This window comes from Leptospira chreensis (assembly GCF_016919165.1).
Lineage (GTDB): Bacteria > Spirochaetota > Leptospiria > Leptospirales > Leptospiraceae > Leptospira_A > Leptospira_A chreensis.
The window spans coordinates 99676-115393 of the sequence record NZ_JAFFPS010000031.1; the positions used below are offsets into that span (position 1 = coordinate 99676).

The window sequence follows — 15718 nt, forward strand, 5'->3', positions numbered from 1 at the left end:
TTTAGCGTTTTAAGATTCGATTGATAATGGTTCGGTTCTTTTTGTAAGGAAAAAAATAAGGAGTGGTAAATATAGTTTCTCCATCCTTTTCCCAAACCATTCGATTCCATCCCAAATAATCGTTAAGACCACCATGTTCGAACCCAAATTGTAATCCTTCTGCTTCTAAATTAAATTTGTTTAGTTTTTTTCCAAACCCAAATCTTTGGATTTGCCAAATTTCATTTTTAACAAAAACAGTTCTTCTATTCCATTTGTTTAAGAGGCGGCTAACATCAATTAATAAGGAAGTCGCGATGTAAAAGTATACAAAAACAGAAAGATAGTGGTAGTATCTTAGTTCGTCCAAAAAAGGAATTTTTAAAACTTTAGTAATCTCAAGGACTCCCACAAACCAATAGAAAAACTTACCCAAATAAAAGGCATAAGGTAGGCTATAGGTGAAAAAAAGTATAGAAGCCACAACAAGTAATAAAGAGGGGATGGGGTTTACCGTCAACTCATCGTATAAAGAAGTTCCAAAGTAGGCGATTTCTTTTTTGCTTTGGATTTCTTTCCATCGGGAGATCCATTTTTTGATGACTTTCATTGAAAGAGTACCTCTTCTATTTTTTTGGCTGTTTCTTCCCATGTCCATTGTTTGGCGGGAAATTTGGGTGATCTGAATTTTTTTGGCCCTGACATCAATTCAAAACTTTGGGTCCAAAGTTTTGTTTCTTTGGGAGGAACGTAGAGATCACATTTGTCGGATAAAATTTCTTTAAATACGGGAATGTCGGAGGCAACACAACGTTTGTCATCCAACATAGCTTCGAGTAAGGGAAGTCCAAATCCTTCGTGGAGAGATGGGAAAAAGAAGGCCTTACATTGTTTAAAGGCTTCTGCCAATGTTGCTTCCTCCGGGTTTTCTAAAAATTGAATCCCTTTACTTTGAATTTTAGAGTCCTTTAGTTTTTGATACAAAAACTCACCTTCCTCACCCCAACCCCTTCTTCCCATGATCAGGAGGGAGTGTTTGTCTTTTGGGTGTTTGGTTTTAAAATCTAAAAACGCATCTACTAATCGATTGATGTTTTTTCTTGGTTCCAAAGTTCCAACAGTTAAGAAAAAATCTTTTGGAAAATTGGTTTTGACCTTTGCTGTTTTTTGTTTAGAAACACCGGGATAAACAACCAGGCATTTTTTTTCGTATTCGGGGCGGAAGGTAGCAATTTCTACTTTTGTGTTCTTTGACAAACAAAAGATTTTGTCTGCGTTTTTCAATGTGACGGGAGAAAGAAGTTTGTGTTGCCAATAGTTCCACTTCGCCATAGTTTCCGGTGCTGAAATGAAGTTCAGGTCATGATAATTCACATAACTTGGAATGGGGAGTTTTTTAAAAGGTAACATTTGTATGGTGCCCCAAAATACTTCCACTCCATCTTGTTTTAGGCGCCTTGGTAGAATGAAGTTCAAATAGATGGGACCCGGAATGTTTTTTGGTTCCAAAACTACTTTGGTATTAGAGATCAGTAGGTCATGAAACACCGGATGGATTGGTTTATTCGTATAAAGAAAAAATTCTTTATTTTTGTGTTTGGGTAAAATGACCCTAAGAACTTCTGCTAAATAACGGGAGTTTCCTGTAATGCCGTAGGCTAAGGGCCTGGCATCAATTCCGATTTTCTGTTTCATGGAAGGCAAACCTAACGAGATAAAAATACAAAACACTAGTTGTATAAAACAAAATGGAATACATAGAGAGTGCAGCTTCGATTTTAGAACCCACAAAAGTTCTATGTGTGACAATCGGCAAACTGAGAATCAAAAGTAAAATATACATTTCCTTCTGATTGTTTTCTTTATGAGCTGTTCTATACAAAATAAAATAGATGGGAACCAAACAAATAATAAAACTATGAATCCAGCTAATCCCACTGAAGAGAGCCGATACTAAAAATAGTAAGGAAATAATTTCCCATTTTTTATTTTCCTTTCGTAAGAGAAGTAAGAGTGGAATTCCAAACAAAACCATAAAGAAGAGTTGAATGATTTTCAAACTAGAAAGAGAAAGATTGATAAAAGGCATTCCGTAGCTGGGTTGGTTGATCATATCCGCCCCCGAAACAAAATACTTAGCTAAGGTGGAACTCAGAGATTGGTTGTTCTTCCAAGAGCGAAGTAGAGGATTACTAAAGGCATTTCCCAAAATTTCAGTGAGCCATTCCGTTGTCATTTGGATGGTATAATCAAAATTGTAGAGAAGAGGGAGAGCGTTCCAGAGAAACATCCCAAGTACAAACCAAAGGATCCGTTGGTATTTTTTTTCATAAACAAAGACAAAAAGAAAAACTAAGGGAGTGATTTTGATACTGACTGCTAGGGCCAAAAGGAGTCCACTCAGCGCATGAGATCTAATGGTTAAGGATAGTAACACAAGTAAGATGAGAAGAAATCCCACTTGGTTGTTTTGGATATGGCTTTCTAAAAATCGAAAGTTAAATACCAAGGTCCCGAGTAAAATCAAATACGGAAATGCGGATTTTCTGTTGGATAGTTCTTTGTTTTGAAAGATCAGGTATAAGATAAGAACTAAAGATAGAAGACTCAAAATTTCAAAAACGAGAGCTGCATTTGGTTCTGATAGATAAGTGAAAGGAATCAGTAAAAAGGAAAATAAAGGAGGGTAAATGTAGGTGGCAGTTTCGTTTTGAAGGGCCGAAAGTAGGTGTAGGTTCTCTGGTCGGAAGAGGTCTTCCATGGTTTTGATTTTTGTTTGGAGTTCGAAGGCCACATCAAACCGGTAGAGATTTTCCCCCGTTCCCCAACGTTCCGCCGCATGATAATAATCCAAAAAATCCGATTTTTGTTTGGATCTAGAAACGGAAAGGGCAAGTAGAATCAAAACAAACACAGTTAAGACCCATTTTCCACGTCTCTCTAGGTTTTCTAAAAATTTCCACATAGTTCTCCTACCATTCCCAATATTTCTGGTTAATTGACAAGGTTTTCCCAAGGCTATACAAAGATGGATTTTTTACAGGAATTCGATTTCCACCTTCCCGACGAACAGATTGCTAAATTTCCCTTAGAAAATCGGGACGAGTCTCGGCTTTTGGTTGTAGATAGAACAGAGGGTAAACATTGGGAAGCACCGTTGTTTCGGGACATTGCGGATCTCGTACGCCCAGGCGATGTTTTTGTTTATAATGAGACAAAAGTATCTTACCGTCGAGTGTATTTGCAGGTGGAGTCAGGGCGGATTCATGAATCCATCTTTTTAGAACCAGAAGATACGGCAGGCCAAACTTGGTTATGTATCTTAAAAAATAGAGCCAAATTAAAGTTAGGTGATATATTGTCTCCCGTTGGTTTTCCCAACTTTTCCTTTTCTTTTCAAGGGCCTAAAGAAGAACTTTCTGTTTTGCATTCGGGAAAACCAATCTCTGATTCTGATTTCGAAATTTTTGGAAACATTCCAATCCCTCCTTATTTGAAACGAAATGTGACAGAGGAGGATAAGGTTCGATACCAAACTATTTTTGCCAATCGTTCGGGCTCTGTAGCAGCACCAACAGCAGGCCTTCATTTTACAGAAAAGTTAAAAGAAGAATTACGAACCAAGGGTGTCGAATTTTTGCCAGTGGAGTTACAAATTGGTTATGGGACATTTCGTCCTCTGACCACCGAACAATGGCAGACTAAAACTTTACACAGGGAGAACTACTCAGTTTCTGTAGCCACTGCCGCAAAGTTGAATGAGGCGCGAAGTGAAGGAAGGCGAATCATTGCCGTCGGTACAACCACTCTTCGTGTATTAGAATCTGTATTTGATTCTCAATTGAAGACATATAAGGTAGGATCAAGTCAAACTGACATCTTTTTGTCGCCAGGTGACAATATTCAATCCGTACAAGGACTGATTACTAACTTTCATCTTCCTAAATCAAGTCTCTTGCTCCTTGTCAGTGCTTTTGCTAACACCCGACTTGTGATGAGTTCTTATCAGTATGCATTGGAGAACGGGTTTCGTTTTTATTCTTATGGAGATTCGATGTTCCTATTTTAAAAATAGATTTACATTCATTGGAATTTAGGAAATATGTTTCTACAGTTTCTTTATGTACTCCCCGAAATCTTCGGTATTTGTTTCCTTATTCTCAGGTTTAGGTCTTCTTGGGGTGGTTTATATTGCTCCCGTGAAAGAACCCGCCGTGAGAGAATTAGAATCTCCAAGCTCACTAGAGTTAGGTGAAGGGTATGCACACCATCCAGGTCAAGTCAAATTAAAGTTTAGAAGTGGGGATTCTGAAGCTTTAGAATATGCGAATACTCTGAAATCATTTTCTCTCGGTTTGTTATCGGGCACCAAAGGAGAACGAACTAAGCCTTCTAAATGGAATCCTTTTGCCAGCTCCGGTTCTAAATTGGACTTTGATTTTACTCCTCAGTCGGCTTATATTTGGGATGCAAAACTTTCAGGGGAACCATCCTTATCACAAGCGAACCTTGCGACACCGGTTCATCCGTCAGCAACAATGATTTTTCGTCAAATGGACGCCAATAGACGGTCGTTAGTTGATCCAAAACAATTGTATGAATACCAAGGAAATTTTTCTCCATCAAAGTTTGTCAAAGTGCAGACGGCAGTGTATAATGTGAAAACGGAAAATCCTGTGGCAGCCTATGGTGCAGAAGGTGGTAAATTTTCTTTTTTTTTCGGCAGTGATAAAGTTCAATTAAACGTAAAATACAATTATGTAAATGCAAGGCCCGGCTCCGTAGCAAGTGGGCACATGGGATTTTCTCCCGCCCAAGACATTGCTTCTCTTGGTCTCGTTGTTTTTTTAGGTTCTTCAAAGAACTATTCTCTTTATGTGGGGAATCAAATTTTCAATGTTTTTAACGATCCACTCCTACAAGTCAAAGACCAAAATGGTAGATCTCCAGAAACATTCTCTGCTTCCTTTCGCGGGAAACCTTCGGGAAAACTAAAAACTACATTTTTTTTGAATTTCCAGAACCAATTCTATAAAGACGGTATGCTGATTGGGGTTCCCGGTGGTTTTATGTATGGAAATGGCTTTAATGGAAAATCGTTTTATGAACAGGTCACTTCACTCGGGATGGAACTTGCGTTTTAGAATATTCACTGTATTTGTTTTTTTATTTAGCGTTAGCGCTTGTTACTTGGGAGAGGAAAGAGAATCCAAACCAAAAAAAATCGGGATTCCCCCACTAGAACAATTGGCCGTTTCCCTTTCTGAAAAAGGATTCTATTTCCAACCGCAACGACTCGTTGTCCTGACTTTCTTAGATAACGAGGGTAAAAAAAGCCCCTACGGCGAAATCCTTGCGGAAAAATTGACTACGGAACTAGTAAAAAAAGATCGCTTCCAAATTTTAGACCGTCTTGCCAACCAAAAAGTTTTAAAAGAAGCAGGGCTTGGACTCGACGCTCCGACAGATACCGCCACCTTGCGGAAAATAGGCGATGTTTTGAAACTGGATGTCATCATTACAGGAATTGTGACACCATACCAAGACGGAGTTTTTGTCAATACCAGGCTCATCGAAATCAAATCAGGCCTCATCCTAAAAGCGGACGAAGTTTATGTCCGTATTGACGGTTAGAAAAGATACTCATTCTCACTTAGAGCCAAATTTACTGATTTTAATACTTGTAGTTTAATTTTCGATTGATTCCCTTTTTTCCTGCGTTCTGATAGGTATAAGAGGTTCAGATGGCATTTGATATAGAAATGATTGCGGCACGTTATTCCAAAATGGAAGCGGCCATCACACAAGCCAGGAAGGTAGTGGGTCGACCCCTCACACTCACAGAGAAGATTTTATACAACCACCTTTGGGAAGGAAACGCAACAAAGAGTTTTGGTCGTGGTGTGGATTACGTAGATTTTGCTCCCGACAGAGTGGCGATGCAAGATGCAACAGCGCAGATGGCGCTTCTCCAATTTATGCAAGCTGGTCGTAAAAAAGTAGCGGTTCCATCCACCGTTCACTGTGACCACTTAATCACAGCAAAAGACGAATCCGGTGTGGATCTCGGTATCGCTGTTAAAGAAAACAAAGAAGTATATGATTTTTTATCCTCCGTTTCTAACAAATATGGAATTGGTTTCTGGAAACCAGGTGCAGGTATCATCCACCAAGTCGTTTTAGAGAATTATGCTTTCCCTGGTGGAATGATGATCGGAACAGACTCCCATACAGTGAACGCCGGTGGTCTTGGAATGATCGCCATTGGTGTTGGTGGAGCTGACGCTTGTGATGTAATGGCAGGACTTGCTTGGGAACTCAAATGGCCCAAAGCTATCGGTGTCAAACTCACAGGAAAACTCAATGGTTGGACTTCCGCAAAAGACGTGATTTTAAAAGTTGCCGGAATCCTCACTGTGAAAGGGGGAACGGGTGCCATAGTAGAATACTTTGGTCCTGGTGCCGAAGCCCTTTCTTGTACTGGAAAAGGAACCATTTGTAACATGGGTGCGGAAATTGGTGCTACCACTTCCACTTTCGGTTACGACGAGTCCATGGAAAGATACTTGAGATCCACTAACAGAAGTGATGTGGCTGATCTTGCCAACAAATACAAAACTCATCTTACTGCAGACAAGGAAGTGTATGCAGATCCATCAAAATACTTTGACCAAGTCATTGAAATTGATCTCAATACTTTAGAGCCTTATGTAAATGGTCCTTTCACTCCAGACCTTGCGACTCCTATTTCCAAAATGAAAGAAGAAGCAGCAAAGAATGGTTGGCCCCTCAAAGTAGAAGTGGGTCTCATTGGATCTTGCACCAACTCTTCTTATGAAGACATTTCCAGAGCCGCATCCCTTGCCAAACAAGTGGCTGCCAAAGGATTAAAAACCAAAGCAGAGTTTACCATCACTCCGGGTTCGGAACTTGTTCGTTACACCATCCAAAGAGACGGATTCATTGATTCCTTCCACAAAATTGGAGCCAAAGTTTTCTCCAATGCTTGTGGACCTTGTATTGGAATGTGGTCTCGAGTGGGTGCGGATAAAAAGGAAAAGAACACTATCGTTCACTCCTTCAACCGAAACTTCCAAGCCCGCCAAGACGGAAATCCAAACACATATGCATTTGTGGCATCTCCTGAAATCACAACGGCTCTTGCGATCGCTGGGGACTTAGGATTCAATCCACTCACAGACACTCTTACCAATGAAAAAGGGGAACAAGTCAAATTAGACCCACCTACTGGCGAAGAACTACCTAGCAAAGGTTTTGCGGTAGAGGATGCGGGTTTTGAAGCTCCTGCGGCAGATGGTTCTGGAGTGCAAGTGATTGTAGATCCAGCGTCGACAAGGCTCCAACTTTTAGCACCTTTCAAAGCATGGGAAGGAACTGACATTAAAGGTTTGAAACTTCTCATCAAGGCTAAAGGGAAATGTACTACAGACCATATCTCTATGGCAGGTCCTTGGCTCAAATTCCGTGGTCACTTGGATAATATTTCCAATAACTTACTCATCGGTGCGACAAACATCTTCAATAGCAAAACCAATGAAGTGAAAAACCAATTAAGCGGAAACTATGAACCAGTTCCGCAAACCCAAAGAGCTTACAAAGCCCAAGGGATTGGATCGATCGTTGTTGGCGATGAAAACTATGGAGAAGGTTCGTCTCGCGAACATGCAGCCATGGAACCAAGACATCTTGGTGTGAGAGCAGTGCTTGTGAAGTCCTTTGCTCGAATTCACGAAACTAACTTGAAAAAACAAGGGATGTTGGCACTTACTTTTGCAAATAAAGAAGACTACGATAAAATCCAAGAAGACGATGTGATTGATATTGTTGGACTCACAAGTTTTGCAGAAGGGAAACCACTGACACTTGTATTCAACCATAAGGATGGCAAAAAGGATGAAATTCCAGTCAACCATACTTACAATGCACAACAAATCGAGTGGTTCAAAGCAGGTGCGGCTTTGAACTTAATGAAAGCATAACCCAAAATTAACAATTCGAACAGTCGCCAGATGGGATTCCTCTCTGGCGATTTTTTTTACCTCCATGCCTAAACAAAAATCCAAACCCATTGACGTGATGACAGAGGAAACTTTGATTTGGACGGGAGTTTCTTCCAACCAAACCAAAGCCCAAAAAGAATTTAACGACGCTCTCAAAAAACATAAAGAAACCTTAGAACGTAATAAAGAAATTGAACCCTTGTTCCAAATGGTGAATGAGACCTACTTAAAAGATGTTTTACCTGAATTAGAAAAACAAAAGAAACTAGAACGAACACGTTTTGAATTGATGTGTGCCATCCTACTCGAAGAAAAACTTTCTTTTGGCAAAATGCAAAGGGAATTTTTACGTAGGTATTTACTCGATATCTGTACTGATTCTATTTTGGAAGATACAATCTTCTATGGAAAGTACCGCGATGTATTGGAAACGAAGTTTGAACGGATGGAACGCCTCCGGTATAAAAACCAAATGGAATCCAAAATCAAAAATACATTTGGAATCGATATTGATTTAGATGATATGAATCGAACTGGGTTTGATTCAGAAGAGGAAAGAGAGTCTCACGAAGAAAAGTATAGAGAATTTCGTGAAAAGTATGAAGAATACCGAGCGGAATACTTTAGAGGTAGAGGTTCTAAGTCTAACGACCGAAAAAAATCTAAATCACAAACAGATAAGGAAAAAAAGATCCTAGAATCGGAACGTCTCCTAAGCACAGATATCAATACTCTATTTAAAAATTTAGCCAAACTCATCCATCCTGACAAAGAACAAGATCCTGTTTTACGCGAAAAAAAATCCAAACTGATGACCAAACTCTCCGGTGCGAGAGACAATATGAACATTGCAGAAATTTTAGAAATCAAACTGCAAGTGGATGAGTTAATGCCCAACCAACAAACAGATGTTTCCTTTCATGATACATCCATCAAACGGTTTGTAGGTATTATCAAATCAAAAATTCGGGAATTGGAAGATTCGATCCGCCAAAGGTTTTTTTCCCATCCACTGATGGCAGATTTTTCAGAAAGAAAAATTACAAAAGAAAGTCTCACTTCCTATCTGATCCGAGTGAAAAAAGACAATCAAATGGTCACAAAAGCTTTTGAAGAAGAAGTGGAGCAACTCACTAAAGAACCAAAATACATCAAAGAGATGATTAAAGAATTACAAAGTTTAGGAGTTCAATTTTAGTGAAAGGGTTTTTGAACAAAAAGAACTTTGGTCTTGGTAAAAATGGCAAAGAGTTTGATGATTCCTATTGGTCAGATATCTACGGAAATGGACTGGATGTAGATGGATCTTACAATGCCAAACAACATGCCGAATATTTAAAATCACTCTTTCAATTGATGGAGATCCCTGTATACAAGATGGCAGACTTTGGGTTCGGAAAAGGAATCTTACTACGAGAAATGGTAAAAACTTTTTCTCCGGTAAAAGTGTATGCGGTGGATGCATCCAAAGAAGCCTATGAAGACCTCAAAAAAAAAGACTGGGTCAAACGTTCTGACAAATTCCATCTCTATCATGAATCTTTGGAAACTTTCAAACTCCCAAAATTGGAAAAAGAACCAGTGGACCTCGGAATTTGTAACTCTGTCATCCAATACCTACCGGATTCCATGATCCCAAGTGTTTTGGAAAAAATGGCAAAGTATTGTAATTACCTATATTTTACAGTGCCAACAAATGAAGATTATGCGGTCATGAAGGAAGAAATGTCTTTTCACGACCCTTATGCATTTTCCAGATCTAAGAAGAAATACCAAAAATGGATTTCTAGGGATTTTGAAATTGTAGGTTATAACCTTTTACAAAGTAAATGGTTAGGTGAGAAGGGATTTAAGGAAGATTTCTTTCGGATTTAACCAAAAATACTTTGCAATTTATTTCAAAATAATGTTTTTAGAGGGAAATGTGGTGGTTTCTTCGAATATCAGTCTTTTGTATCCTCTTTAGTCTGAATTACTGTAGTCATAGTGAGTTTGGTAATGTATGTGACACCCGATCTTCCACTTTTTTCGATACTTTACTTTTTAAAATCGCAGCAAATTTAAGATCACCCCATTGCGGGATCAATGTGGATCTAAAACTTTCTTCTATTAAACCTCTCTATGAAGGTCGCACCCAGTTATTAGATTATATAAAAAATGATGGAACATCAGCTCTCACTGCGTCCAACACTAGCTGCACGGGGCTTGAATTAGGTGGGTATAGTGCTTGTTTGCATGCAGGTCTTATGTTGTCGCTCCGGAGGAATTTTTAATTCCAATTCCTGTGACGGGTATTCTGCAGAGGATCATTTGGGTATTTTACAATTTACTTGTTTTGAAAGAGCAGGTGGTGGGCTTGTTTTTGTTGCCACATCGATCAAACAAGGAAAGTATTTAGGTGATTTTGTCATTTTAGAAAATGGGAGTTACCAATTTCGTCCTATCTCGATTTCTGTTTTTCATACAAACCAATTTGTTGGAAAAACAGAATTTGCAAGTACTTGGAATAATCCAATTCTTTCCTATCCTTTGGCAGGCGGAACACTCAATAGTCCAGGCACACTCTATTTATTGGACCAACCCACTGCTTCTTTAGGTTCGGCTGATATTTCATCCAATCGAACGGGAATTTTATATAAATCAAATACAAGTTTAGCTTTAACAAACACAGCCCCCTTCTTTCGGTTTGGTGGAAGTTTCCAGTTTTTGGAAGGTGAATTTTCTGCAATCACCAATGTAAATCCACTTGTATCTGTCACAGAGGGGAATCGATTTATGTGGGTTCCCAATTTGATTGCGGCCGTCGGGGGGACCACCTTGGCGGTACAGGGCTCTCAAGGATTATACCAATCGTTACGAGTTTCGATTCAAAACAATGGAAATGCTGTGAGTTTGAATTCTTCTGGAATGGGTGCAGGCAATGTACTTCAGAACAATACGTTTTCAGGTTTAATGGTCGGAGATGTTGATGGAGGTGCCATTTACATCTTAGCTGCTGGAACGAATAACCATGTTTGGAACCATAGTTTTATCAATTCAGTCATTTATTCTTCTACAGATGAAGGGCTCGCAATTTCGGCAACAAACTCTAATATAGGGGGGATTGCTTTGAAAGATACAGTTGTGGCAAATAGCTCCACCATTTCGGGGTTACATGTAACCGAAACTTCGCCAGCAAAGATATTTGGTTTGACAATTTCAAATCAGATTTTAGTCAACATAACGTCTGGTATGCGATTTAATAGTTCCTCTGGATCGGACTTCGGACTAACAATGGAAAATTTAGGAATCTTTCGGGTTTCTAATTTTGCAATTGAAACATCGTTAGTAAATAATCATTACTTAACAGGGAAGGTACAATTTGCGAGTGGCCAAACCTGTAATCTTCCTAGTGGAACCAATATTGGTTTTACGACAAGTGGATCTCCTGCAGGAAAATCTGATTATGATTTTATAAACAATATTCCTTATGAAAATAGTTTTGTTGGATTTTTATTTGAAGATGATAGAGTGAACCCCAACGACAATTCTGGCATTGTTCCTACTGCTTTTCGTGATAGCAGTTATGTGAAATTCCAAAACTTTTACCGTGCTTTTAATAATTATGACCCACCGAATGTATTTTCGGATGGGACTCGTGGGTTATGTTCAGGGAATTGTCGTATCTTCGATTGGTCATTAAAATCCTCTGATGTCTATTTTAAGAATGCCAACTCTTGCCCTGATCCGTCGCGACCGCTTTTACATATTGTGGGTGGAGTTGCGAGTTCCGAATCCGACTGTCAAAATTTGGTAAGAGGATCTATTTATCTTGGATCCAATGTGTGTGGGATTTATCATCTTAGGAATGCAAGTGAAATCATTGGAGATGCCAAGGGAAATGAAAATGGGCTTTGTGAATCCAAAGAAGATTGTCTTTTTACTCCGAACCTCGGTGCTTACCAAGGTCATGGCCTTTTAAGAAAGGCTAATGCTCTCCGGCCTTACTATTGTGGGGACATCCCTATTCGGGAAGGGAGTTTGAGCCAAATTCGATTATTTGGATTTGAAGAAAATGGTTATTGAAACTAATGTTAGTAAATGACAATCTTAATCTCCTATCTCTCGATTGAATTCCAACTCTTCTCTGTATTCGGATACTCTATCAGTTTGATTGAACTCCTAGGAACCAGCTCGGGTCTTGTCTGTGTGTATTTGGCCTCTCGCAATCATATCCTCACTTGGCCAATTGGAATATTCAATTCGATTTGTTTTTTCTTTTTATTTTTTCAGATCCAATTGTATTCGGATATGTTATTACAAATTTATTTTTTTGGATCGAGTATTTATGGATGGTGGATTTGGCATAAGAGAACCGGATCTTATGTTCAGATCCAATCCCTTGGGAAACCAAAAAATATTTTACTTCTACTTTCTATTCTTTTGGGAACGTATGTCCTCGGTGAGATTACGAGCCGTTTGCCTCTTTGGTTTCCAAAAATATTTGAAAAACCACCCGTGTTTTTATATTGGGATGCCTTTACCACTGTGGCAAGTATCATCGCCAATTTTTTGTTAGCGCAAAGAAAATTGGAATCTTGGTTTTTATGGGTTCTTGTGGATGTAGTTTGTATTGGATTGTACTCATTGAAAGAGATTCCCTTCGTCACCGCAGAATACATAGTATTTTTACTCATTGCGTTCTACGGTTGTTATCATTGGTACAAGGAATACAAACTCAACCAGATTACTTAAGTCAGTTACGAGGCAAATCGTTAGAATTTACGTTCTACGATTTGCGGGCCGTAAGTACCAAGAGATCACAGTGAGCGCCAAAAGAAGGACGGAAGGAAGAATCTCTCCTATGGCGTGGCCTGAGATGATATGCGAAATCGCAGCTCCAGACATGGCAAAGAAAAATCCAGCATAAGCCCATTCTTTTAACAAAACAAACTTTGGTGTTAGGACAGCAACCACACCGAGTAGTTTCCAAACCCCAAGGATTGTGAGAAAATAAGTGGGATAACCCAATTGGTTTATCTTTTCTACTTCTTCAGGAAGTTTCATAAGTTGTACAATCGCGGTGGATACCATACCCAATGACAACCAAAGGGTGAAGAACCAATAAGCAATCTTTTTTGTTTTTTCTGACATATATCTCTCCTAATTTAAATATAATTCCAGTTTGTTCGCTTTGTTCGTAAAATCGATACAATCGAATCGGTTTAATTTCCTAACTCACATCTCAATCGTTCAAACCTTTACCGATTAAGATATTCGGTATTTGTTTATTGATTCTCTCTTCTCTTGTCTCGGATCGTTTGGCCCCAGAAAAGTGAAGTAGGTATCCTCTCTGTCTACCGGGGGTTAAAGATAAAAAAGCAGTGTGTAACTTTGGATTGGATTCTAAATGTCTTAAAAATTCTTCAGGAACCTCATATTCTGAGGTCTTTTTCATCACTACTTTTTTCCCTGACTTTTCCAATTGTATGGCTTCTTTGATAAAAGATAGAATGGTAGATTTTAGTTTTTTGATTTCCGAAGGATTTTGAAATCGCATTTGTCTTGCTGATTGCACGTTTTTACTTTGTTGGATCAGAATTTTTTTTGGGTCTTTGAGTAAAGCACCTTTAAAGAATAATAGGGCACAGTATTCTTTGAAGCCATGAATTAAAAATACATTTTGACCATTGTATGTATAACAGGGTTGTCCCCATTTGATTTCTTCTACTAGTTTCGTTTCTAATGCAATGGAACGTAGGATTTGGAATTCGGATTTCCAAGTTTTGGTTTTTTCAAAAAAAGCATTCGGATCATTTGGCATTGTTTTTTTTGGTTTCATAAACTTAACCTTTATCTTTTAAGATTTCTTCCATTCGATTGTGAGCCATATTGATTCCTTGGATAAAAGGCATTTTGAGAACCTGGTCTCTTTGTTCCGCCGACTTATAGATGATATGCATTTTGAGTTTCGATTTGTTTTCCGATACCTTTTGGAATTCAAAAAATTCAAGTTGGACCGCAAAACCGGTATTTTCCATCTCAAAGGTTCTTGTGAATCTTTCATTTTCAACAAAATCATGTAAAACTCCATTGGCACGAAAGACAACCATCCCTTCGGGATTTTTGATTTCATAAATCCAACCGCCATGATTTTTTGCTTCAAACTTCAAAACTTTGTTTCCCATCCATTGTTCGATGAGCTCAGGTTCTGTGTGTGCTTTAAAAACTAAAGAAACAGGTAAATCAAATTCACGTTCGATCGTTAACTCTTGTTTGCCGTCCTCGGCAAAAACTTTTGTTTTTAGTTCCATTTCCCTTATCCTTTGGTTTGGTAATTTTTCATCACAGATTCTAATTTGTTGAACCGATCATCCCAAAGTTTCTGGAAGGGTGCGATGAAATTGGCGATCTCTTTCATTTTGTTTGGATTCAAATGGTAATAAATCTCCCGACCACTAGGTTCTTTGGCGAGTAATTCACATTCCGTAAGGATTTGTAAATGTTTGGAAACCGTGGGTCGTTTGGTGTCAAAGTGGGAAGCAATACTTCCCGCTGTCATAGACTGGGTGGCCACAAGTAAGAGGATGGCTCTCCTTGTGGGATCGGCAATTGCTTGGAATACGTCTCTTCTTAAATCCATTGTGTAGTCATTTGACTAATAAAATACATGTAGCCATTTGGCAACACAATTTTATGGGATCGGGGTGGGCTGTTTTCTAGTTTTTTTGAGGGTGAGGGATTCGAGGCGCCCCCCACGAAAACCATACAATAGATCCTTCGATTTGTTAGAGAATCGATGGCTTAAGGAGTAACCCTCTTTTTTGCAACTAACGAAGTATTGGTGGGAGTAGAAGGATTCTTATTCTTTGGGAGATTTGTTTTGTAAGTAGGTTTGGATTCCTTCTCTCACTTGGTCTACCATTCCCGATTCGCGAACAGATCTGACGACCCGTTGCCAAAATTTGATTTTGCCTTCAAATTCATTCCAACCAATTTGTAAGTCCATGCGTTTGATTTTCAGTAACATTCGTAGTTCGGTCAGAGACATGTCTTTGGGATCTTTGTCCAAATACCGTTCGTGGTCTGTTAGGGGGTTGAAATTCATCGGGTTATTTTTTTCGAAGCACTAAAGATAAAAACAAAATGGCAAAAACCAAAAATCCAAATCCTGTTCCGAAACTCGCAAGGATGGGATCGCCTGCGGAGAGAAATTTTTGAAAACTTAAAAACACTCCATAGGAAATGTAAATGAGTCCTAAAAAGATAAGGAAAATAGAAGTAAAAACCCAAACAGAAGAGAGAACCAAATTTTTAATATAAACTTGGAGGTTCTTCTGGATATAAACCACCATCACTTCTGCATAAGCAACTGTCTTAGTGATTAGGTCTTCGAAGGCGGCTTTGATCCCGCCTTTTTTACGATGTTTTGATTCTTTATGTTCCAATTATTTCTTCTTAAAAACCCAACCAAGAGCAAGACCAAGTCCAAGCCCTACACCAAATCCAATCACAGCAGCTTTTTGCGGATGTTCTTTTACATAAGCACCCACAGTATCAATCACTTCTTTTGCTTTGATAGAAGCCTCTTCACTGGCTTTACCTAACTTTTGTTTGATGTCGCTTACTTGTTCCATATATTTCTCCTTGGCTATTTGTTCAATTTCTTTGGCTTTTTTCTCATACAACTTAATTTCGTCGATGAGGGACTTGTCTTTTTTCACTTCTTCCATAAAAGT

19 protein-coding genes are annotated in these 15718 nt (G+C 38.8%); 9 read left to right on the top strand and 10 right to left on the bottom strand.

Annotation, left to right across the window (positions count from 1 at the left end):
• Position 1: 1 nt before the first annotated feature.
• The 3 genes from JWG41_RS09875 to JWG41_RS09885 are packed head-to-tail and all read right to left on the bottom strand — an operon-like array spanning position 2 to position 2944.
• Positions 2 to 589 (bottom strand): LIMLP_18675 family protein, encoded by a 588-nt coding sequence (locus tag JWG41_RS09875; RefSeq protein ID WP_205269760.1) that lies wholly within the window; start codon positions 587 to 589, stop codon positions 2 to 4.
• A complete protein-coding gene (locus tag JWG41_RS09880) occupies positions 586 to 1674 on the bottom strand; it encodes a glycosyltransferase family 4 protein (protein WP_232373906.1) in 1089 nt (362 codons plus the stop codon). The genes JWG41_RS09875 and JWG41_RS09880 overlap by 4 nt, the downstream gene beginning before the upstream one ends.
• Positions 1652 to 2944 (bottom strand): glycosyltransferase 87 family protein, encoded by a 1293-nt coding sequence (locus JWG41_RS09885; RefSeq protein ID WP_205269761.1) that lies wholly within the window; start codon positions 2942 to 2944, stop codon positions 1652 to 1654. Before JWG41_RS09885 ends, JWG41_RS09880 begins: the two co-directional genes overlap by 23 nt.
• A 63-nt stretch (positions 2945 to 3007) precedes the next feature.
• Between JWG41_RS09885 and queA the strand changes: the two genes are divergently transcribed.
• The 9 genes from queA (at position 3008) to pnuC (ending at position 12734) form a co-directional block, all read left to right on the top strand.
• On the top strand, positions 3008 to 4048 hold the full coding sequence (gene queA / locus JWG41_RS09890) for a tRNA preQ1(34) S-adenosylmethionine ribosyltransferase-isomerase QueA (protein WP_205269762.1): 1041 nt from the start codon (positions 3008 to 3010) through the stop codon (positions 4046 to 4048).
• A gap of 52 nt (positions 4049 to 4100) precedes the next feature.
• Entirely contained in the window at positions 4101 to 5123 is a 1023-nt protein-coding gene (locus JWG41_RS09895) for a hypothetical protein (protein WP_205269763.1), read from the top strand.
• The gene (locus tag JWG41_RS09900) at positions 5083 to 5613 is read left to right on the top strand and encodes a FlgO family outer membrane protein (protein ID WP_205269764.1); all 531 of its coding nucleotides are present in this window, start codon (positions 5083 to 5085) and stop codon (positions 5611 to 5613) included. The genes JWG41_RS09895 and JWG41_RS09900 overlap by 41 nt, the downstream gene beginning before the upstream one ends.
• 110 nt (positions 5614 to 5723) lie before the next feature.
• Positions 5724 to 7979, top strand: coding sequence for an aconitate hydratase (locus JWG41_RS09905; protein ID WP_205269765.1), 2256 nt, complete (start codon positions 5724 to 5726; stop codon positions 7977 to 7979).
• Between the two features lie 64 nt (positions 7980 to 8043).
• Positions 8044 to 9198, top strand: a complete 1155-nt coding sequence (locus JWG41_RS09910; protein WP_205269766.1) for a hypothetical protein — start codon at positions 8044 to 8046, stop codon at positions 9196 to 9198.
• Positions 9198 to 9875 carry a class I SAM-dependent methyltransferase gene (locus tag JWG41_RS09915; RefSeq protein ID WP_205269767.1) on the top strand — a complete coding sequence of 226 codons (678 nt, stop codon included), beginning with the start codon at positions 9198 to 9200 and terminating at the stop codon, positions 9873 to 9875. Before JWG41_RS09910 ends, JWG41_RS09915 begins: the two co-directional genes overlap by 1 nt.
• 47 nt (positions 9876 to 9922) lie before the next feature.
• Positions 9923 to 10273 (top strand): hypothetical protein, encoded by a 351-nt coding sequence (locus JWG41_RS09920; RefSeq protein WP_205269768.1) that lies wholly within the window; start codon positions 9923 to 9925, stop codon positions 10271 to 10273.
• Entirely contained in the window at positions 10236 to 12065 is a 1830-nt protein-coding gene (locus tag JWG41_RS09925) for a hypothetical protein (RefSeq protein ID WP_205269769.1), read from the top strand. Before JWG41_RS09920 ends, JWG41_RS09925 begins: the two co-directional genes overlap by 38 nt.
• A 15-nt stretch (positions 12066 to 12080) precedes the next feature.
• Positions 12081 to 12734, top strand: a complete 654-nt coding sequence (gene pnuC, locus JWG41_RS09930) for a nicotinamide riboside transporter PnuC (protein ID WP_205269770.1) — start codon at positions 12081 to 12083, stop codon at positions 12732 to 12734.
• Positions 12735 to 12761: 27 nt separating this feature from the next.
• On the opposite strand, the gene JWG41_RS09935 is transcribed toward pnuC, so the two are convergent.
• The 7 genes from JWG41_RS09935 to JWG41_RS09965 form a co-directional block, all read right to left on the bottom strand.
• The gene (locus tag JWG41_RS09935; protein ID WP_205269771.1) at positions 12762 to 13133 is read right to left on the bottom strand and encodes a DoxX family protein; all 372 of its coding nucleotides are present in this window, start codon (positions 13131 to 13133) and stop codon (positions 12762 to 12764) included.
• A gap of 91 nt (positions 13134 to 13224) precedes the next feature.
• A complete protein-coding gene (locus JWG41_RS09940) occupies positions 13225 to 13821 on the bottom strand; it encodes a YdeI/OmpD-associated family protein (RefSeq protein WP_205269772.1) in 597 nt (198 codons plus the stop codon).
• Between the two features lie 4 nt (positions 13822 to 13825).
• Entirely contained in the window at positions 13826 to 14293 is a 468-nt protein-coding gene (locus JWG41_RS09945; protein ID WP_205269773.1) for an SRPBCC family protein, read from the bottom strand.
• A gap of 5 nt (positions 14294 to 14298) precedes the next feature.
• Positions 14299 to 14622: an ArsR/SmtB family transcription factor gene (locus tag JWG41_RS09950; RefSeq protein WP_205269774.1), complete on the bottom strand. Its 324-nt coding sequence runs from the start codon at positions 14620 to 14622 to the stop codon at positions 14299 to 14301.
• A gap of 219 nt (positions 14623 to 14841) precedes the next feature.
• Complete coding sequence (locus JWG41_RS09955; protein WP_205269775.1) at positions 14842 to 15087, bottom strand: hypothetical protein; 246 nt, start codon at positions 15085 to 15087, stop codon at positions 14842 to 14844.
• 4 nt (positions 15088 to 15091) lie between these two features.
• A complete protein-coding gene (locus JWG41_RS09960; protein WP_205269776.1) occupies positions 15092 to 15427 on the bottom strand; it encodes an LBF_4227 family protein in 336 nt (111 codons plus the stop codon).
• Positions 15428 to 15712 carry a hypothetical protein gene (locus tag JWG41_RS09965; RefSeq protein WP_205269777.1) on the bottom strand — a complete coding sequence of 95 codons (285 nt, stop codon included), beginning with the start codon at positions 15710 to 15712 and terminating at the stop codon, positions 15428 to 15430.
• Between the last annotated feature and the right edge of the window lie 6 nt (positions 15713 to 15718).